The sequence below is a fragment of the Streptomyces sp. IBSNAI002 genome (assembly GCF_052244475.1).
GTDB lineage: Bacteria > Actinomycetota > Actinomycetes > Streptomycetales > Streptomycetaceae > Streptomyces.
On sequence record NZ_JBQPXG010000006.1, the window covers coordinates 86786 to 106464 of the forward strand.

The following is a 19679-nucleotide window of genomic DNA, read 5'->3' on the forward strand; positions in this document are numbered from 1 at the left end:
AAGAGTCCCCGCCATGTCCAAGAAGTCGTCGCGCACGACGCTCGCGGTCGTCACGGCCACTGCGGCCATGGCCCTCGCGGGCTGTGCCGGAATGTACCCGGCCGCCCGCGCGAAGGCGCCCGCACCGACCGCGCCAACCTCGCCGGCCTCCCCGAGCCCTGCGGCGTCGGCCGACGGGGCTCCGGAGTTCGGCGCGGCCGACCTGGACCCCGCGGTGAAGGGAAAGACCGTTCTGGTGCTGGGCGACTCGTGGGCCAACAGCCTGGCTCAGGGCATGACCTCGGCCGCATCCAAGGGCAATCGGATCGTCAACGGCTCGATCGGCGGCTGCGGGATCATGAGCCCGCGCACCGTCGCCGGCCAGAAGCCCGAGGACGCCTGCGCGACGTGGGCCGACGACTGGCCCGCCTTCATGAGCCGGTACGAGCCGGATGCGGTGCTGCTGCGCACGGCCACCTGGGACCAGGTACCGCAGTCGTTCGGCGAACGCCCGGACGAGCGGGACATCACCCACCCGGAGTTCCGCAAGCGGTTCGACGAGCAGATGGACCGTGCCATCGGCATCCTCACCGCGAACAAGACCCCGGTGTACCTGACCGACGGCAAGGATTCCACGGGTGAACTGGGCGACCGCGTGCGCGCGATGGACGTGGCGCTTCGGGACCTCGTCAAACGTCACGCGGACAAGGGCGTCCGGTTGCTGAGTCTGAAGAAGCAGCTGTGCGACGACTCGGGCTGTCCCAGGACGGTCGACGGCCAGGCCGTGTACGACGAGAGCGGCCATCCCTCCGAGTGGGCGCGCAAGAGGCTCGCCACCTGGGCCCTCAACAGCATGTTCGCGAGTTCTGAGCGATAAGCAGGCTTTCCCCTCCTGGTTTCCGACCTGGCAGTCGCGGGCGGTCCGAGCCCCCGAGGTCTTGCTGCCGCTACGGCGGCTCGCCTTCAAAGCCATAGGGGGAATGGCTGCCTTCCTTCTCTGACAGTCCAGGCGCGGAAAAACGCTGTCCCACCTGCCGGCGGATGTATCCCTTTGCGGGAAAGGCCCCCTAGGGAACGGCCCCTACTTTCATTGCTGACGGATGAGGATCGGCTCCCGGCTCGGGCCGCCGGATTCCCCTCATGTGCATGCGAAAGGCAATCGATGGACACGAACAGGCGTGCGCGCCGCGGACTCCTCGCCGGCGCCGCCGTGGTGGCGCTGGCCGCCACCTCGGGTGTCGCCCACGCGGCGAGCCCGAAGGCCGCCTCCCCCGATCTCACGGTGAACAAGATCACCACGCTCGGCTTCAACACCAAGGTGCCCGGCATCGGCCTTTACGACAGCGAGTTCCGCTACGACGGCTACCTCGTGGTCGACAAGGACGTGAAGATCACCAACGTCACGTACTCGGCCCCCGACTCGGGCCTGAGGACCGCGGTCCCGGCTCCGCGGGGCAAGCTCGGCACCGGCGAGGCTTACTCGATCGTCGATACCAAGACGGTCGGCGACAAGGACATCATCACCTTCTCGCTGACCGGTGACACCGACGCGGACGAGGCGAATGACTGCCCCAATCGCGACAGGGTGTTCCCCTTCAAGCTTTCCGTGAAGCTCAGCAACAACGCCACGGCCACCCCCCACGAGGACATCAACGTCACCCGGGTCGACGGCACGCGCTGCTCGGGAACCGACACTCCGACGGACGACACCATGCGTCCCGGAATCCGCATCCCGTTCGACAAGAACTGGGGCGGCTCCGACCCGAACTGGAGCCAGGCCGGTTTCAGTTACATCGCGGACGACGGCATGGTCAAGGGAGGCGACTTCCCGATCAATCTGTACAACCCGCGCCAGACCGAGAAGGACGCGGCCGAACTGCCCGGCAGCGTCTCGGACCACGTTCTCTACCAGGTCGTCCGTTCCGACGGCACTCCTGCGAACGACACCCTCGATCCGCAGGTCCTGAAGCTTCCCTCGCTGTGGACCCTGGATCCGACAGCGGCCAAGAACGCCAGCCGCTACATCAAGGACCTGGACCTGAGCGACGACCCCGCCGGCTACTACAAGGTCCTCGTCTGGCCGCAGGCCCAGAACCAGGACGGGACGCCCAACGCCAAGATCAGCTGGGACCCGGGCAAGCAGTCCGAGGCCTGGCAGATCGGCAGCATCTACAACCAGTACAAGGGCCCCGACACCGACCCGGAGACTCCGGGCGTCCCGCTCGTCAACCCGGGTATCGCGGCGGGCGTCGCGGCCGTCGGTGCGCTGGGCGCCGCCGGCGTCTACCTCAGCCGCCGACGCCGGGGCAACCAGACGGCCTGAGCCCCTGGAGCAGTGGTGAACCCGTCCGGTCCGTCCGCCCGCGGCGCCTCCGCGGGCGGGCGGACCGGCCTGACCCGCCTTGTACGAGCAGTAGTTGAGCGACTGACAAGTGGAGAGCACGATGACACGCACCGCCGATGCCGGGAGCAGCACGGACCGGTCGGCCTCGGCCGCGACCACGATCACGACCGTCACGGAAGCCGGGGCGGCACGGCGGCGCGTCGCCGTGTTCATCGGAACACGGCCCGAGGCCATCAAGCTCGCGCCGATCGCCAGGGCCCTGCACGCCAGCGACTGGGCGGTGCCGGTGGTGGTGACCACCGGGCAGCACGGCGAGGCGGTCGACGAGGTGCTGCGGCTGTTCGAGGTCGACGTGGACCTCGCGCTGTCCCCCCGGTCCACCACGGGCATCGGCGGCGCGAGCGTGGAGATCCAGCGGGTGCTGTCCGGGGCCATGGACACCATCCGGCCCGACCTCGCAGTGGTGCAGGGGGACACCCTGACGGCGTACACGGCGGCCTTCTGCTCCTTCCTGCGCCGCATACCGGTGGTGCACGTGGAGGCGGGGCTGCGCAGCGGAGATCTGGCGAACCCCTTCCCCGAGGAGGGCAACCGGGTGCTGATCGCCCGGATCGCCGCACTGCACCTGGCGCCCACCCGGGCCGCCGAGGACAACCTGCTGCGCGAGGGGGTTCTGCCCCGGGACATCCACGTCACCGGGAACACCGTGGTCGACGCGCTGCGCCACCTCAGGGACCGGGGGTGGCACGCGTCGGCGCCTGCCGCCGCCGGGACGACGGACCCGCTGGAGGGCCTGCACCGCTCCGAGCGTCCGCTGGTGATGGTGACCGCGCACCGCAGGGAGTCCTGGGGGCGCCGATCCGCCGGATCGGCGCGGCCGTCACCCGGCTCGCGGCGGCGCATCCGGGGGTGGACTTCCTGGTGGTCACCCACATGAACACGGCGGTCCGCAGGGAGTTCACCGGGGCCCTGGCGTACGACGGGGACAACCTGCGGATCAGCGGCGCCCTGCCCTACCTCTCCTTCGTCCGGCTGCTCGCGCGCAGCGCCCTGGCGATCACCGACTCGGGCGGCCTCCAGGAGGAGTGCGCGGCCCTGGGCATCCCGGTGGTGATCACCCGTGAGACCACCGAACGCGTCGAGGTGCTGGAATCGGGGCTGGGCGAACTCGTCGGTACCGACACCGACCTGATCGTGAAGACCGCCGACCGCTTCCTCGGCCCGGCCGGTGCTCCGCCCGCCGTCGCGGCCGATCTGTACGGCGACGGCCGGGCGGCCGAGCGCAGCGTCGAGCACATGGCGCGCATGGTGCGCGTGGCGTGCGGGCGTCCGGCGTCGTAGGCCGAACTGCGGGGGCCCCGCGGCCCCGGCGCCGGGGCCGCGGAGGAGGCGGGCGGAGGCGTACCGGCGTCAGCGGGGTCCGGGGCGGTAGGGGCCGCGCTGGTGGGCGTCGACGGGGCTGCCGAGGAAGAGCGGACCGGTCCACGGCAGCAGTGACGGCCTTTCGGGCCGGGCGTACGCGAGCAGGGACAGTGCCACTCCGGCCGCGCCCATCAGGAAGCCCGGGTCGTCGTGCGGTTCGGCCCCGGCTTGGGGAACGGCCCGGAAGCCGAACGGCGACGCCGGGTCGAACTGCCCCATGGTGCGCGCCGCCAGCTCGTCGGCGAGCGCCGCCCGGCGCGGGTCGTGCGGGTACTCCCGGGCCGTCTGACTGGCCATGAGGAGCAGGCCGGCCCAGCCGTGGCAGATGCCCGCGTCCACGGCGGGCGTCTCCAGCAGCGCATGCCGCAGGTCCTCTTGCAGCGCGCCGTCACCCACCCGTACCCAGGCCCACTCCCCCAGTGCCGTGCCCGCGAGGCGCAGTGCGTTCGCCACCCCGAGCGTGCCGTGGCACCACGCGGGGGACGTCTGCGGGCGGGGCGCGCCCCGCCCGGCGGGGGGCAGGGAGCGCGGCCAGCTCGACGCCGATGTCTCGTGGGAGACCTTTCGCGCGCGCAGCAGGAACTTGGCCAGCCTGCGGACGGCGTCGCGCTGCCCGGGCCGTTCCGGGAAGGTGAGCAGGGCGCAGGAGAGGAAGGCGAGCGGGCCGGCGATTCCGTGGGCCATGCCGAGGATGCCCGTCTGGGTGCCGGTGGCGCTGTCGGGCAGTCCGCTCAGGCGCCATGCGGGGATCTCCTCTCCCTCGTACATGCGTGGCGTGTCCAGGCAGGACAGGGCGTCGACGCACGCGGCGACGGTCTCGGCCGCGTGCCGGCGGGGCAGGGTCAGGAAATGGGCTCCGACTCCGGTGAGCCCGGTGAGCAGGTCGTACGCTGCCACGGCCGGGACGTGAGCGGGTCCGCGCAGTCCGTCCCGCACCATCTTGCAGCGATCGAGCGTGGCGCGGACCAGGGACTGCGACAGGGCCGTGGGGACCTCGGGCTCGGCCGGCTCGCGGACCGCTCGGGCGGCGAAGGCCAGGCCGGTCAGTCCGTTGAACAGGCCGATCGGCTGGGGGCGGCTGCGTCGCAGGCCCGCCTCGGCCGTCAGGTGGCGGTCCGCGCTGTCCGCCCATACGTCGTCGGTGACGGCGAGCCGGCCCATGAGCAGGGCGATGCCGGCGTGTCCGTTCACCAGCAGCGGGCCGCCCAGGCCGGGGGCGGGGGTCGCCAGGCGCCGGACGTGGCGGGGGTCGGCCAGTCGTGTCGCGACCTGCTCGGCGATGTCGATCGCACGGGCGCCGGCTTCCGGTGGTGTCGCCCCGCGCCGTGGGCGGCCGCGGCCCTCAGCGGCGGGGCCGGAGGCAGGTGAAGGTGATCGGGACGTCATGGGGGTCTCGTTCCTGGTGTTCTGGCATGTTCCATGCGGGGTGCGCGGGGTCGACGCGCGCGCGGCGAAGGGCCCGTGCGAGTGCGGGCGGTCCGTGGGAGGCGAGGGCGAGGAGGCCGTCGGCCGTCGCCCGCGCCCGGTGTTCGCCGAAGCTGAGGGCGCGCATCCCGGATCGGGGGTCGGAGGGCTCGCAGGCGAGGGCCACGCCCGGGGCGAGGCGTCTGGTGAACGGTGACACCTCGTCACCCAGTCCGGGGCAGCGGCGCATCTGCGCGAGGATCCGCGGCAGGACGGGCCCGGCGGCGTGTCCCGTGTAGACGACCAGGGCGTCGCGCCGGGGGTACTGGTCGGGCGAGGAGGCCGCTTTCGCCCGGTAGCGGATGCCGGTGTCCTCCAGGCAGCGCAGGATGCGGCCCCATGCCTCGGGCGCCGCGTCAGCGCGGCTCAGATGGACGTAGAGGCGCAGGTACGGGCCGTGGTGCGGGCGGCCCCGGGACGCGTCCGCCAGGAGGAAGCCGGGCGACAGACGGGGACGCACCGCTCGCAGTTCCACTTCACCCGGGTGCGCCGCCCGGTCCGTACCGGCGCGGGGCCGTACGCGGACCCCTTCGACGGTGGCGGTGAGCGAACCGTCCTCGCCCTGCACCGGGTCGGCCGCCCGGACCCTGGTGGCCGTGTGCGGCACCGCGTCGATCAGCCGCTGCCGCAGGTCCGGTCCGTGCGCGGGCTCGGCCGAAGGGAATTCCTCGGAAGGGGGCCGCGGCGTGCGGCGGGGCAGGCCGGTGTGCAGGTCCCGGTAGATCTCGGCGGCCAGGCGGGAGTGCGGGTCGCCGGCCGGAAGGGGCGTGTCCGAGGGCCGTTCCCCGGTGGACCAGACGCGGGCGAACTCCGGGTGCTCGTCCTGGAATCGGTGCAGGGCACGGGTCAGGGCCGGCGCGACACCCGGGTAGTGCTGCGGCCCGGTCACGGGGCCAGGCCCAGGGCGGGGGCGTAGTCGCCCGGGAAGCGGTAGAGGGCGCGGCCGATGCCCACCGCGGCGCGCTGGGTCGCCGAGAGCCTGGCTTCGTTCCTGGCCACGGCGAGCACCCGGTTGAGCAGGTGCCCGCCCGCCGCCGCGCTGGTGCGCCGTGCGAGGCCGGCGTCCGCGCCGGGGCGTTCCTCCAGGTAGCCCCGCCACGCGGCGGCCATCACCGGTTTCACGTGTTCCAGGGCGCTCGCTCCGGCGTCCGTCACGTCGCAGCCGGATGCCGCCGTCCGGTTGCCGCGGGCCCGTCGGGACATGTCCAGGACCGCAGCCCAGAGGATGTCTCCGACCAGGGTGCCGACATCGGCGGCGGCGTCGCCGGAGCCGTACTCCTCCCAGTCGGTGACGTGGACCGATTCGCCGCTCCACAGGACCTGGGCGAGGCGGAGGTCCCCGTGGACCGCGACGAGGGGGGCGGCCTGCTCGGCTGCCGTCGCGTTCCGTACGGCGTCGCAGAGTTCGGGGTCGTTCTGGAGCAGCCGCCACACGGAGAGCTCGGCGTGGGAGGCGTCCAGGAAGGTGGACTCGGGCAGGGCCTCGAGCGCCGCCTCGGACGGGAAGACGCGGCTTCGCCGCGGATCCCCCGCGGGGCGAAACCTCCGGTGCAGTTCGCCCAGTGCTCTGCCCAGCCTGTGTGCCGCCGCGGCGCCGAGGTCGTGCTCGTCCAGGACGGCGGGGCCGGGCCTCCCGTCGATGAACTCGAAGACCTGCACGCCGCGTTGTTCGCACTGGGCGAGGATGCGGGGGTACGACAGGTGGTGGACGGGGGCGGCGTGCGCGGCGTCGCGTTCGAAGGCCAGGGCGTTGGCCAGGCGGCGTCCGGCCGCGGGGCCGGTCACGTGTTTGACGAAGAGGGGTGTTCCGCACTCCTGGGTCACCGCCCACGAGGCGTTGCGGCCGCCGCTGACGCAGACCGCTCCGGGACGGAGCCTGCCCAGTCCCCCCGCGGCCAGGATTCCTGCCAGTCCGGTCGGCGGCCGTAAGGGAAGTGCGGGACGGTCGTGTGGCTCCGGAGTCCCGGAGCGGTCTGCTGTTCGCATCAGCTGTCGGCGCGTTCCGCCTTAGCAGCCGTACGTCGGGCAGTGGAAGGTCGGCTGCACCGCCTGCTCGGTGGCGTAGTCGTCGACGAGGAGTTCCTCGGCGTCGACCATGAAGGTGTAGTTGGACATCAGGTCCTCGGGGGCGTTCATGAACTGCTCCTTCTGCTCGGGTTCGTGACCTAAGAAGATGATCACGGGACACGGGCGGAGAGACAGGGACGTTCGTCCCGAGGATTGCGACCTTGGCCCAATGGCGCCTGCCCGGCGTGCGGGGCAAGGGGAGGCGGGCGAAGAAGGCCGGGGAGGGTCAGCCGGTGCGTTCGACCAGGGTGACCTGGAGCTCGCCGGCCTTGGTGGTGGCGACCGGCCTGAAGTGGCCGCGGAGCGCCTCCTCCTGGTCCGGCGGGAAGTTGTTGTAGGGGTTCGGGGTCCCGCTCCGGGCGACCACCCAGATCCTGCGGGTGGCGTCGTCGAGGCACGCGGCGGGACGGGCGCACTCGGCCGGGAAGAGGTCGTGGCGGGCCACGGCCGAGCGCTCGGCGAAGACGTCCTTCGGGTTCACGTCGCCGGGCAGGTAGTACTCGACCAAGGGACCGAACATGTACAGCCGTTCGCCGCCGCCGGCCGGGGCGAAGCCGTCGCCGGGCTCATAGCCCGCGGCGATGACGGCGGCGGCCCGCCTGCCGTCCGCGGCGTTCTTGGCGTGCTCGGTCCGCAGCAGCCGCTGGTCGTTGGCGCCCGCGGCCACCAGGAGCACCAGGCCGGCCACGCCGGCCGCCCGCGGGCGGAGCGCACCGAGCCCGGCGGCGGCCAGCACCACCCAGGCCGGGAGCGTGAAGAGGAGGTAGCGGTCGAGGAAGTAGGAGGTCCCGGTCTGGGAGATGACCCAGACCGCGGGGATCGGCAGTGCGGCCACCAGGGCGAGTTCCGCGGCGGGCCGGCGGCCACGGGGCCAGGCGAGCGGCAGCACGGCGGCCGCGAGCAGGGCGAAGGAGACGAGCGGGGAGCAGGACAGGCTGCTCCACAGGCCTGCGAGGGCGCCGAAGTCCGGGGCGTGGAGCCAGTTGATCTGCCGGCCGACCTGGCGTCGGCCGACCAGGATCAGCGGGACCAGCGGCAGCAGCGCGGCGAGGACGGCCAGTGCGTAGCCGGCCGGCAGGCGCCAGGAGGGCGGGCGGGAGTCCTGCCGGCGTCCGAGCACGATCAGGGTGTGCGGCAGCAGGACGAGCAGCGAGACGATGTGGAAGAGCCCGGTGCAGGTCACGGCGACGGCGTACGGCAGCCACCGCGCGGCGGTCGGCCTCCGCAGCGCCCGCATCAGCAGCCAGGTGGCGGCGGCCGCGGCCAGCATCACGAAGGCGTAGGCGCGGGCCTCCTGGCCGAATCTGGTGACGGCGGGGATCGCGGCGAAGAGCACGCCCGCGAAGAGCGCGGTCCTGCGGTCGAAGAGGTCGCGGGCGGTCAGCACCACGAACGCGGCCGTGCCGGCCATGGCCAGCGCGGAGGGCATCCGCAGCACGGCCGGTGAGTCGCCGAAGAGGGAGATCCAGCCGTGCAGGACGAGGTAGTAGGCGCCGGAGACGGCGTCGACGTTGCCGAGCAGTGCGAGGAGTTCGCCGGGGCCGCGCCGGGCGGCGCTCCAGCTGGCGAGTTCGTCCCGCCAGAGCTGTACGCCGCCGCTGCCCGTACGGGCGACCGCGAGCGTCAGCAGGGCCGCCCAGAGCGGATCGAACCGGGCCGCGCCCAGGGCCCGCGCGGCGGTGCCCAAGGCCGCTGCGGCGGCGCCCTGCCCGCGGCCGGTGCCCGGAGCGGGGCGCCCGGCAACGGTGTCCGGCGGGCCTCCCCCGTGCCGGTGTTCCTCCGCGGCGTCCCCGGGCAGCAGCGAGGGCTTCACCGGCGCACACCGTCCGGGCCGCGTCGCGCCGGAGTGTCTGTCAGCGCCGCTCCATCGCCCCCGGGACGCGGGCGCCCGGCGGACCGTCGGAGCCTGCGCGGCATGACGGGCGACTCGGCCATGGCCGTGACATCGCCCGCCTCGTCGTACGCGGGCATGACCGCGGTATCCGGGGCGCCGCTCACACCGCGGCAGTCGGGCTCGGCCATCGCTGAAATACACCTCGAGAAAGTCGTCAGGGGTTGGCGTAGAAGCTAGCAACCGGCCGCGCGCACCCGCATCGGCTGAAAGTCGACAGCCGAAAACGTGCCCCTGCCCGTGAGAGGGCCCTAGGACCCGGAAGGAGGGCCCTAGGACTCTGATCACGCCAAACCCGGGCGTGATGCCATCGGGATGCGAAACACAAATGACGACAATTGATAGGCGTGAGGAAATGCTCTCTCCCAACCAGCAGTTAGCCATGGCCGCAGTGGGTGCCTTCTCGGCGCTCTTCACCTTCTCCGCGCCGCAGACCGCCACAGAGGTGGACAGGTACAAGACGGCGGTGCACGAGAACGTCTCCGGGCGCGCCAAGGTGAACACGAGCGTCACGATCCGGCTGTCCCGGGCCGACACGTCATCGCCGTGGCGTCTGTCGAGTTTCGTCTCCGTCGAGGCGTACAACAAAGTTGCCGGATTCTGGACGTCATCGAACTTCGGGTACGCCCTGAACTGCAGCGTGTACCGGGTTTCCAACGGAATGGAGACGTCTCTCAGAAATGACCCGGTGGAGGAGATATCCAACGCCGCAGGCGCCGCCACCGCATGCAATTGGTCCGGGGCGAACGGAACCGCTCTGCCCGACGCGAACGGCCGCTACAAGATCAAGATAAGCGGGCGTTTCGACGTCAAGGACGCACCGTCTTCGGACCGTGTCGTCACCCTGCCGTTGCGCACGCAGGAATTCACGATCAGCAACGGGGCGGTGGTCGGATAGCCCCCGTGGCGCCGGTGCGCCAGCGCCCGGCCGGTGCGTCCCGGCCGGGCCCGCGCAGGGCGGACCGGGGTCGGCCGCACCGGGGAAGCGGCCCCGGAGCCGTGTGGCCAGAACCCGCTCTCAGCGGGTGAACAGGCGGCTACCAGTTGGTAACTTGCGCGGGTCGATCAAGGCCGGAGGCGCGGCAGGCCACGCTCCCGGCCTGAGCCCTGCCCAGTCAAGGAACCACATTGGCACGCACTGCCCGTACGACGGCCCTGGTCTTCGCCCCGGCCCTCACGCTCGGTCTCGCCCTCCTCGGCACCGTCGCCCCCGCCTCCGCCGCGGACACGCCCACCCCGCACCTGGACTCGGTCGAGCAGACCCTGCGTCAGGTCTCGCCGGGCCTGGAGGGATCGGTCTGGGAGCGCACCTCCGGCAACCGGCTCGGCTCGTCCACGCCGGGGGGCGCCGACTGGCTGCTCCAGACACCCGGCTGCTGGGGCGACGCCACGTGCGCCGACCGGCCCGGGACGCGCCGTCTCCTGGAGAAGACGCGCCAGGACATCGCCGGCGCCCGGCAGACCGTGGACATATCGACGCTGGCGCCCTTCCCCAACGGCGGCTACCAGGACGCGATCGTCGCGGGCCTCAGGGAGTCCGCCCAGAAGGGCAACCGGCTGAAGGTGCGCGTCCTGGTGGGCGCCGCGCCCGTCTACCACTCCACGGTGTTCCCCTCGGCCTACCGGGACGAGCTGCTCGCGAAGCTGGGCCCCGCCGCCGCGGCCAACATCACCCTCAACGTGGCCTCGATGACCACCTCGAAGACCGCGTTCTCCTGGAACCACTCCAAGCTGGTCGTGGTGGACGGCAGTTCGGTGATCACCGGCGGCATCAACAGCTGGAAGGACGACTACCTCGACACCTCCCACCCGGTGAGCGACGTCGACCTGGCCCTCTCCGGGCCCGCCGCCGGCTCCGCGGGCCGCTACCTGGACACCCTGTGGGACTGGACCTGCCGCAACAAGAACAGCTGGAGTTCGGTGTGGTTCGCGGCCTCGCCCGGCGCGGACTGCATGCCCTCCCTGCCCCGGCCCGCCTCCCCGGAGGGCGGCGGCAGCGTGCCCGCGCTCGCCGTCGGCGGCCTCGGCGTGGGCATCCGCCAGAACGACCCCGCCTCCGCCTTCCGCCCGGTGCTGCCCACCGCCGGCGACACCAAGTGCGGAGTCGGGCTGCCGGACCGGACGAACGCGGACCGCGACTACGACACCGTCAACCCGGAGGAGAGCGCCCTGCGCGCCCTGGTCTCCAGCGCGACCTCGCACATCGAGATCTCCCAGCAGGACATCCACGCCACCTGCCCGCCGCTGCCCCGCTACGACGTACGCCTCTACGACGCCCTCGCCGCGAAGCTCGTCTCCGGCGTGAAGGTCCGCATCGTCGTGAGCGACCCGGCGAACCGCGGCACGATCGGCAGCGGCGGCTACTCGCAGATCAAGTCGCTCTCCGAGGTCAGCGACGCCCTGCGCGGCCGGGTGGCGGCCCTGACCGGTGACGGCGGCCGGACCCGGACCGCCCTGTGCGAGAACCTCCAACTGGCCACGTTCCGCGCCGCCGACGCGCCGACCTGGGCCGACGGCAAGCCGTACGCCCAGCACCACAAGCTGGTCTCTGTCGACGGATCGGCCTTCTACATCGGCTCGAAGAACCTGTACCCGTCCTGGCTGCAGGACTTCGGGTACGTCGTGGAGAGCCCGGCCGCGGCCGCACAGGTCAAGAGCGACCTGCTGGACCCGCAGTGGCGCTACTCCCAGGCCACCGCGACGTACGACTACGCCCGCGGCCTCTGCCAGGGCTGACGGGCGGGCACGGCGGGCTCGGCGGGCTCGGCGGGCTCGGCGGGCGGCGGGAAGCGGACGGTCACGTGCAGGCCGCCACCGGCGCCCGGGGTGATGCCCAGGTCGGCTCCGTGCGCGTCGGCGATGGAGCGGACGAGCGCGAGGCCGAGGCCGTGACCGGTGTGGTCGGTGCGGTCCGCCCGCAGACGGGTGAACGGCTCGGTGAGGCCGGGGACGCGGTCGGCGGGTACGGGATCCCCGGTGTTGGCCACGGTCACCGAACGGTCGCGCAGCTCGATGTCCACGCTGCCGCCGGGCCGGTTGTGGCGTACGGCGTTGGACGCCAGGTTGGCCAGCAGGTGGCGCAGCAGCACGGGGTCCCCGGTGACGTTCCGGGACCCGGCGTGCCCGGCCCGGCCGGCCGCGGAGTACCGGTGGACCCGTACGGTGACGGGCGTGCCCGGTGCCTGCCGGGCGGCGGCCCGCGCCTCGGCGGCCACCTCGTCCACGAGGGCCCCGAGGTCGACGGGCTCCCGCTCCCCGAGGGCGATGCCGTGGTCGCTGCGGGCGAGCAGGAGCAGGGTCGCGACGAGGGCTTCCGCCCGGTCCTGGACGCCGAGGAGTTCGCGGCGGACCTCGGCGATGCCGGGCGGCTGCGGATCGGCCAGGCCCACCTCCAGTCCGGTGCGCACCGCCGCGAGCGGGGTGCGCAGTTCGTGGGAGACGTGGGCGGCGAACCGGCGTTGCGCGGTGAAGGCCCGCTCCAGGCGGCCGAGCATGGCGTCGAAGGTCTCGGCTAGCTCGGTCACCTCGTCGCGGGGGCCGGTCAGGCGCAGCCGCTCGTCGAGGTTCTGCTCGCCGATGCGGCGGGCGGCCGCGGTCACGGCGCGCAGCGGGCGCAGTGAGCGGCCGGCGACCCACCAGCCGAGCACCCCCGCCGAGAGGCACAGGACCAGCATGCCGGCCGCGGACCAGAAGAGCATGTGGTCGAACGTGGTCTGTTCGATCAGCCGCAGCGGGACCACGGCGTCCCCCGGGTCCGGCGCCTGCGCCTCGTTCCCTTCGCCGGAATCCGGCGGGCCGGCCGGGGTCTCGGAGGTGGGCAGGACGTTCCCGTAGGCGACGGCGATGGCCCCGATCCGGGTCAGGAACAGGACACAGGTCAGCACCCCGGCCGAGGTGAGCACGGCGACCGCCGTGATGCCGAGGGCGATCCGGCCGCGGATCGTGGGCGACGGCGGGCGCGGCAGACGGAGGCGGCGCGGACCCTTTCGGCGGGCTGGGGTGGCGTCAGCCAAGGCGGTATCCGGTGCCGCGGTGCAGCGTGATGGGGGCCGCGTCGCCGAGCTTGGCGCGCAGCCTGCTCATCGTGGGGTGGAGCCGTTCCGGTCCGCCGATGTCGGCCGGCCGCTCGCCCCAGACGTGCCGCACGATCTCGTGCGGCGGGACCGGTGTCCCGGGCTCGGCCATGAGCAGTTCCAGCACGGCGAACTCCTTCGGGTTGAGCACGAGCGGCGCGCCGTCGAGCCGCGCCTCGCGCCGTCCCGGGTCGAGCGCGATGCCGCGGTGGCGCAGGACCTCGTACGCTCCGGGGCCGCTGCGCCGGGCGAGGGTGCGGATGCGGGCGACGAGTTCGGCGAAGGCGAAGGGCTTGGGCAGGTAGTCGTCGGCGCCCAGCGCGAGTCCGGCGACCCGGTCGGCGACCGCGTCCGCCGCGGTGAGCATCAGCACCCGCGGCCGGCGGGGGCGCGCGGCCAGGCGCCGGCAGAGCTCGTCACCGTGCAGTCCGGGCAGGTCGCGGTCGAGGAGCACGACGTCGTAGTCGTGGACGTCGCACAGCTCCTCCGCGGCGTCCCCGGAGGCGGCCACGTCCACGGCCATGGCCTCGCGGCGCAGGCCGGCTGCCAGGAAGCGGGCCAGCGGGGCGTAGTCCTCCGCGACGAGCACGCGCACCGCGTTCCCTTCCGTCACTGCCGTTTCCGGCCAGCGTGCGCCGGGCCACGGGCCGAGGGACAGTCGGCGAAGGGTGACAACGCCGCCGGCTGGGGCGGCCTGCGGTCAGCGGGCGTTTACGCCGCTGCAAGAGCGGTGCTGTTCGGATGGACGGCATGTGGGGGCGGTCTCCCTGTGCCGCCCCGGACTGGAGTTCACGATGCGCACCCACCTCCCCTTCACCCGGCCCTTCTCCTCGCGCTCCGGGCGCCGCGGTGACCGGACCGGAAGGCGTGCCGCCGCCGTGGCCGGGACCCTGCTCTTCGCGGCCCTCGTCTCGGGCTGCGGATCCGGTGGCGGGTCCGGTGGCGCGTCCTCCGACAGCGGGCAGAACGAGGCGATGCGCAAGTACGCGCAGTGCATGCGCGAGCAGGGCGTGGAGATGAACGACGACGGTACGACGCCAGGCGGCGGCGCCGGGCAGACGGGCACCAGCACGCTGAACGACGCCGGCAACTGCAGCCGGTTCCTGGACGATGCCGGGATGCTCCCCAAGAAGGGCGATCCGGAGCAGCGCAAGCAGATGCTCGAAATGACGAAGTGCCTGCGGGAGAACGGCGTCTCCGTGGACGACCCGGCCGACGGCAATGCCCTTCAGATCCCGCAGGACGCGCCCGGTCTCGACGAGGCGATGAAGAAGTGCAAGATGGGCGTCGCTCCGAAGGCGGGACAGTGAACGACATGACTTCCCCGCGGCCCCTGCCCGGCGCTTCCGGCGCGGACCCGAATCCGGAGGCGGGCACGCGGTCGCACCGGGACCGGCGCCGTCCGGGACGGCGCGCAGTGCTGCTGGGCGCCTTCGCCGCCGTGCTCACCGTCGGCGGGGTCACCGCCGCCGCGCTCGGCCGCTCCGAGCCGAAGAAGCCCGCCGGCCCGGCCGGTACCGGGCACACCGCCGTGATCGAGCGGTCCACGCTGACCGCCGCCAAGCGGGTGCAGGGCGGGCTCGGTTACGGGGGGACGCGCGAGGTGACCGCGCAGGCGCCGGGCACGCTGACCGCGCAGCCCGAAGCAGGCTCGGTCCTCGAAGCGGGCAAGGCGCTCTACTCGGTGGACAACTCGCCCGTCGTGCTGCTGAGTGGTGCGGTCCCCGCGTGGCGGGAGATGGCCCGCGGCACCGAGGGGCCGGACGTCCGCCAGCTCCAGCAGAACCTGCGCGCGCTCGGCTACGACGGTGCCGGCACGGACGGCACGTACGGCGCGGGCACGGAGGCGGCCGTGCGCCGCTGGCAGAAGCGGCTCAAGGTGCAGGAGACCGGCCGGCTCGCGTTCGGGGCCGTCGTCTTCTCGGAGGCTCCGGCCCGGGTCGGCGGCCTGAAGCAGGCCCTGGGGGCACAGCTCCAGCCGGGAGCCGTCGTCCTGACGGTCACCGCGACGGCCCAGCAGGTCCGGGCCGAACTCGACGCCGGGGACCGGTCCCTGGCCGCGGTCGGGGCCGCGGCCACCGTGACGCTGCCGGACGGCCGCACCCTCAAGGGCAAGGTGACGGCGGTGTCCCCCGTCACGGGCGGCGGTCAGGACGGCGGCAAGGGCGGAAGCGGAGGAGGCAGTGGCGGCGCAGGCGGAGGCAGTGGCGGCGCAGGCGGAGGCGAGGGGGGCGGGTCGCAGGAGAAGCTCGCCGTCGACATCGCCCTGGACGACGGCAAGGACGCGGACACCGGTTCGTACGGGGAGGCGCCCGTCAAGGTCGACCTGGTCGGCGAGCGCAAAGAGAACGTGCTGCACGTGCCCGTCACGGCCCTGGTCGCCGCCGGTGAGGGGTACGGCGTGCGGCTGGTCTCGCCCGCCGGCACGGCCCGTACCGTCCCGGTGGAGACGGGGCTGTTCGCTTCGGGGCGGGTCGAGGTGTCCGGCGAGGGCCTCGAGGCCGGCCAGACGGTGGAGGTGCCCGCGCCGTGAACGCGTACCCGGCCCTGAGCCCGTCCTCTTCCCCACGTCCGCTCCCGCTCCCGAGTCCGCACGCGAACCCGGCACCGTCCCCGTCCCCGAACCCGCCGGTGGTCGAACTGCACGGGGTCAGCCATGTCTACCCCGGCAACGTCAAGGTGCTGGACGACGTTTCGCTGACCATCGGGTCCGGTGAACTCGTCGCCATCGTCGGCCCGTCCGGATCGGGCAAGTCGACGCTGCTGAACCTGATCGGCACGCTCGACCGGCCCACCGCCGGTGACGTGCGCGTCGCCGGACACCCGGTGGCCGACCTCGGGGACGACGCCCTGTCGGCGCTGCGGGCCCACACCATCGGCTTCGTCTTCCAGCACTTCTTCCTCGACTCCGGTCTCAGCGCCCTCGACAACGTCGCCGACGGACTCCTCTACACGGGGACGCCCCGCCGCCGGCGGCGGGCACTGGCCGAGGACGCACTGCGCCGGGTCGGCCTCGCACACCGGACCGGCCACCGGCCCCACCAGCTCTCGGGCGGCGAGAAGCAGCGCGTGGCGATCGCCCGGGCCCTCGTGGGACGGCCTCGGCTGCTGCTCGCCGACGAACCGACCGGAGCGCTGGACACCGCGTCCGGCAGCGCCGTGGTGGAGCTGCTCGCGGAACTCAACGAGGCGGGCACCACCATCGTGATCATCACGCACGACACCGAGCTGGCCGCCCGGCTCCCCCGCCGGATCCGGGTGCGCGACGGCGGCATCGTCGAGGACACGGGAGGCAGGCAATGAGCGCCCCGCCTCCCGTCCGCGCCCGGCTCGGCGTGACCGACACCCTGCGCGTCGGCAGTGGCGGTCTGCGGGCCCGGCCGCTGCGCGCCGTGCTGTCCGCGCTGGGCATCGCGCTGGGCATCGCCGCCATGATCTGCGTGGTGGGGATCTCCTCCTCCGGTCGTGAGGACCTCAACCGGAAGCTGGCGTCGATGGGGACCAACCTGCTGACGGTGCAGCCCAGTTCCGTACTCGGCAACCCGGCCCCGCTGCCCGCGGAGGCCCCGGCGATGGTGTCCCGCGTCGACGGGGTCGAGGACGTCGCCTCGACCGGGGACACCGAGGCGAAGGTGTACCGCTCCGACCGGATCCCCGAGGCCCAGAACAACGCCCTGTCGGTACGGGCCGCCGACCGCGGCCTGGACGGGGTCCTGGGCCTGCGGCTCGCTTCCGGCAACTGGCTGGGCAGTGTCCCGGCTGGTTCGCCGGTGACCGTGCTGGGCGCGGAGGCGGCCGAGCGCCTGGGCGTCACCGGGCCCGGCGGCCGGGTGTGGCTCGGCGGCCAGTGGTTCACGGTGACCGGAATCCTCGAACGGGCCCCGCTCGCACCCGAGATCGACAGCTCCGCCCTGGTGGACGGGGAGGCCGCCCGGAACCTCCTCGGCTTCGACGGCCATCCCGGAACCCTGTACGTGAAGGCGGACGAGCGGCGGATCGACGAGGTCCGCGGGGAGCTGCCGCGCATCGCCAACCCGGGCAGCGCCGAGGCGGTCGGCGTCTCGCGTCCCTCGGACGCGCTGGCGGCGAAGAACGCGGCGAACGAGGCGCTGACAGGGCTGCTGCTCGGTCTCGGCGCGGTGTCCTTGCTGGTCGGCGGTGTCGGCGTGGCCAACACGATGATCATCGCGGTGTTGGAGCGGCGGGGCGAGATCGGGCTGCGGCGGTCGTTGGGGGCGACGCGGGGGCAGATCCGCGCCCAGTTCCTCACCGAGTCCGTTCTGCTGTCGCTGCTCGGCGGTGCGGCGGGCAGCGTGCTCGGTGCCGCCGCGACGGCCGGCTACGCGCTGTCGCGCGGCTGGCCCGCGGTCATTCCGCCGGCCGCCGTGGCCCTGGGCATCGGCGCCACCGTGGCGGTCGGCGCCCTGGCCGGCCTGTGGCCCGCGCTCCGCGCCTCCCGGCTGCCGCCGAGCCGTGCACTGGCGTCCGCGTGACCACCTCGCCCGATCAACCCGACCCGGAAGGACCGTTCTCTTGAACATACGCATGAGCACGAAGAAGGCCGCGGTGAGCCTGCTGGCCGTCGCGGCGGCCGTCCCCGTGACGCTGGGGGCGGCGGCGCCGGTCGCGCAGGCGCGGGCCCAGGAGGATCCCTCGGCGAAGATCTTCACGTGTGAGTACCTGAAGGCCGCCCTGGACCGGAACGCGTACAGCCCGGTGGTCGGCGACACCTCGCCCAACGGCTGGATCGCCCTCTACCTGCTCGCCCTGGCCAAGGGCTGCGATTTCGTCAAGGGCCCGAACAACCCGTACCACGTCTACGACGCCTACCCCGGCTCCGAGGGTCTGGGGGCCGCGTTCTCCTTGCAGGGCAAGGCCGCCTCGAACCGTTGCCGCGGGGTCATCGTGGAGGCGAAGGAGGACGGCCGGCTGTGGGGCGCGGACAACAAGGTCGACGGGTGCAACGCCTCCGACCGGGAAGTGCCGAAGAACCGGTTCGCGTTCGCCGCCACCGGCATGCGGTGGGTCGAGGACCGGCCGGACCATCCGCAGCGCGACGTGTACCGGATGATCATCACGGACGGTCCCGAGACGGGCAAGTGCGTCGGGATTCCGGAGAAGTCCGCCGACGACCAGCTCAGGGCGCTGCCGTGCGAGGAGAACACGACGTTCTTCGTCCCGAACCACGACTCGGGCAAGAGCGGCCAGGTCCTGCTGGCGATCCGGGCCAAGCAGGTGGACCATCCGGAGCGCGTCAAGCAGCTGTACGAGGCCAAGGGCACCGACAAGCAGAACGAGAACGTCCGGCGCCTGGGGGTCATGGACATCGAGGGGGACCGTCCGGACGGGAAGGTGATCCTGCACCCCTGGAAGGGCGTCGCCAACCAGCTCTTCCACTACCGGCCGCCGGGCAGCCCCGCCTGAGCGGAACCCTGGAGGGGACCGCGGGGACGCCCCCCGGCGCGCGGGCCGGGGGGCGTCCCCGCGGTCCCCTCCAGGAACAGGAGGAATCGGACCCTTCCTATTGAGGTCTTTGTCCCTTGAACCGGACGCGCGTGCTCACAGAGGGTCCGCCCCCGGCGACGGGGTCGTCGTCCACACGCCCGCCTACGACGCCTTCCCGCGCCTCGTCGCGGCTCACGGCCGCGAGCTGCGCGGCGTCCCGCTGCACGACTGGACGGGCCTGGAGCGGGAGCTCGCCCGGCCCGGTACGAGCGTGCTGCTGCTCTGCTCGCCGCACAACCCCACCGGCCACGTGTGGAGCGGTGCCGAGCTGGCGCGGATGGCGGAGCTGTGCGAGCGCCACGGGGTCGCGGTGATCAGCGACGAGATCCACTCCGACCTCGTGCACGCTCCGTGGCGACACCGCCCGTGGGCGCTGCACGGCCGCCCCGGTGGCCGCTGGGCGATCGTGACCTCGGCCTCGAAGTCCTTCAACATCCCCGCACTGACGGGGAGTTACGGGATCTTCGGTGACGCGGAGTCCTGCGGCCGGTACCTGACGGCGCTCAAGGACGCCGACGGGCTGTCCTCCCCGGCGGTGCTCTCGGTGGCCGGGCACATCGCGGCGTACCGGGACGGCGCGCCCTGGCTCGACGCGCTCACCTCGTACGTCGGGCAGAACCTGCGCATGGTCGGCGAACGCCTCGCGCGGGCCTTCCCCGGGCTGGAATGGCAGCCGCCGCGGGCCGGGTACCTCGCCTGGATCGATCTGCGGCCGCTGGGAGTTCCCGACGAGGAGCTCCAGCGCGAGCTGATCGAGACCGAGAAGGTCGCGATCATGCCGGGTACGGCGTACGGCCCCGAGGGCGCCGGGTTCGTCCGGCTCAACGTCGGCTGCCCCCGTACCAAGGCGGAGGCCGGCATCGACGCGCTGATCCGCGCGCTGCGCACCCTGACCGCACGACAGGGCGCCGCCCCCCGGGCCTGACGGTCCGAA

The 19679-nt window shown here is 73.1% G+C and carries 16 protein-coding genes and 2 pseudogenes; 11 read left to right on the forward strand and 7 right to left on the reverse strand.

Annotated features, from left to right (window positions below):
- Positions 1 to 13 precede the first annotated feature (13 nt).
- The 3 genes and pseudogenes from ACTVZO_RS43675 to wecB all read left to right on the forward strand — a co-directional run bounded on the left by ACTVZO_RS43675 (position 14) and on the right by wecB (position 3664).
- Positions 14 to 856 (forward strand): SGNH hydrolase domain-containing protein, encoded by an 843-nt coding sequence (locus ACTVZO_RS43675; RefSeq protein WP_443304150.1) that lies wholly within the window; start codon positions 14 to 16, stop codon positions 854 to 856.
- Positions 857 to 1141: 285 nt separating this feature from the next.
- Positions 1142 to 2302: a hypothetical protein gene (locus tag ACTVZO_RS43680; protein WP_443304151.1), complete on the forward strand. Its 1161-nt coding sequence runs from the start codon at positions 1142 to 1144 to the stop codon at positions 2300 to 2302.
- Between the two features lie 121 nt (positions 2303 to 2423).
- A pseudogene (gene wecB / locus ACTVZO_RS43685) lies at positions 2424 to 3664 on the forward strand (non-hydrolyzing UDP-N-acetylglucosamine 2-epimerase).
- Between the two features lie 69 nt (positions 3665 to 3733).
- Here wecB and ACTVZO_RS43690 read toward each other — a convergent pair.
- The 5 genes from ACTVZO_RS43690 to ACTVZO_RS43710 form a co-directional block, all read right to left on the reverse strand.
- Positions 3734 to 5131, reverse strand: a complete 1398-nt coding sequence (locus ACTVZO_RS43690; RefSeq protein ID WP_443304152.1) for a lanthionine synthetase C family protein — start codon at positions 5129 to 5131, stop codon at positions 3734 to 3736.
- Complete coding sequence (locus tag ACTVZO_RS43695; RefSeq protein WP_443304153.1) at positions 5088 to 6098, reverse strand: T3SS effector HopA1 family protein; 1011 nt, start codon at positions 6096 to 6098, stop codon at positions 5088 to 5090. Before ACTVZO_RS43695 ends, ACTVZO_RS43690 begins: the two co-directional genes overlap by 44 nt.
- Positions 6095 to 7195: a phosphotransferase gene (locus ACTVZO_RS43700; RefSeq protein ID WP_443304154.1), complete on the reverse strand. Its 1101-nt coding sequence runs from the start codon at positions 7193 to 7195 to the stop codon at positions 6095 to 6097. Before ACTVZO_RS43700 ends, ACTVZO_RS43695 begins: the two co-directional genes overlap by 4 nt.
- 21 nt (positions 7196 to 7216) lie before the next feature.
- On the reverse strand, positions 7217 to 7345 hold the full coding sequence (locus ACTVZO_RS43705; protein WP_443304155.1) for a hypothetical protein: 129 nt from the start codon (positions 7343 to 7345) through the stop codon (positions 7217 to 7219).
- A 157-nt stretch (positions 7346 to 7502) separates the two neighbouring features.
- Positions 7503 to 9089: a glycosyltransferase family 39 protein gene (locus ACTVZO_RS43710; RefSeq protein WP_443304156.1), complete on the reverse strand. Its 1587-nt coding sequence runs from the start codon at positions 9087 to 9089 to the stop codon at positions 7503 to 7505.
- A 433-nt stretch (positions 9090 to 9522) separates the two neighbouring features.
- Between ACTVZO_RS43710 and ACTVZO_RS43715 the strand changes: the two genes are divergently transcribed.
- Positions 9523 to 10065: a hypothetical protein gene (locus ACTVZO_RS43715; protein ID WP_443304157.1), complete on the forward strand. Its 543-nt coding sequence runs from the start codon at positions 9523 to 9525 to the stop codon at positions 10063 to 10065.
- A 230-nt stretch (positions 10066 to 10295) separates the two neighbouring features.
- Positions 10296 to 11903, forward strand: a complete 1608-nt coding sequence (locus tag ACTVZO_RS43720) for a phospholipase D-like domain-containing protein (protein ID WP_443304158.1) — start codon at positions 10296 to 10298, stop codon at positions 11901 to 11903.
- Here the strand turns inward: ACTVZO_RS43720 and ACTVZO_RS43725 are convergent.
- Both ACTVZO_RS43725 and ACTVZO_RS43730 read right to left on the reverse strand, forming a co-directional pair.
- On the reverse strand, positions 11876 to 13180 hold the full coding sequence (locus tag ACTVZO_RS43725) for an ATP-binding protein (RefSeq protein ID WP_443304159.1): 1305 nt from the start codon (positions 13178 to 13180) through the stop codon (positions 11876 to 11878). The genes ACTVZO_RS43720 and ACTVZO_RS43725 overlap by 28 nt on opposite strands.
- Positions 13173 to 13835, reverse strand: coding sequence for a response regulator transcription factor (locus tag ACTVZO_RS43730; RefSeq protein ID WP_443304438.1), 663 nt, complete (start codon positions 13833 to 13835; stop codon positions 13173 to 13175). Before ACTVZO_RS43730 ends, ACTVZO_RS43725 begins: the two co-directional genes overlap by 8 nt.
- Positions 13836 to 14034: 199 nt before the next feature.
- On the opposite strand from ACTVZO_RS43730, the gene ACTVZO_RS43735 reads away from it, so the two are divergent.
- The 6 genes and pseudogenes from ACTVZO_RS43735 to ACTVZO_RS43760 form a co-directional block, all read left to right on the forward strand.
- The gene (locus ACTVZO_RS43735) at positions 14035 to 14550 is read left to right on the forward strand and encodes a hypothetical protein (protein WP_443304160.1); all 516 of its coding nucleotides are present in this window, start codon (positions 14035 to 14037) and stop codon (positions 14548 to 14550) included.
- Between the two features lie 5 nt (positions 14551 to 14555).
- Complete coding sequence (locus ACTVZO_RS43740; RefSeq protein ID WP_443304161.1) at positions 14556 to 15773, forward strand: peptidoglycan-binding protein; 1218 nt, start codon at positions 14556 to 14558, stop codon at positions 15771 to 15773.
- Positions 15770 to 16543: an ABC transporter ATP-binding protein gene (locus ACTVZO_RS43745; protein WP_443304162.1), complete on the forward strand. Its 774-nt coding sequence runs from the start codon at positions 15770 to 15772 to the stop codon at positions 16541 to 16543. The genes ACTVZO_RS43740 and ACTVZO_RS43745 overlap by 4 nt, the downstream gene beginning before the upstream one ends.
- Positions 16540 to 17733, forward strand: a complete 1194-nt coding sequence (locus tag ACTVZO_RS43750) for an ABC transporter permease (RefSeq protein WP_443304163.1) — start codon at positions 16540 to 16542, stop codon at positions 17731 to 17733. The genes ACTVZO_RS43745 and ACTVZO_RS43750 overlap by 4 nt, the downstream gene beginning before the upstream one ends.
- Positions 17734 to 17785: 52 nt before the next feature.
- Complete coding sequence (locus tag ACTVZO_RS43755; protein WP_443304164.1) at positions 17786 to 18664, forward strand: hypothetical protein; 879 nt, start codon at positions 17786 to 17788, stop codon at positions 18662 to 18664.
- Positions 18665 to 18800: 136 nt separating this feature from the next.
- Positions 18801 to 19670, forward strand: a pseudogene (locus ACTVZO_RS43760) (MalY/PatB family protein); the annotation flags it as partial.
- Between the last annotated feature and the right edge of the window lie 9 nt (positions 19671 to 19679).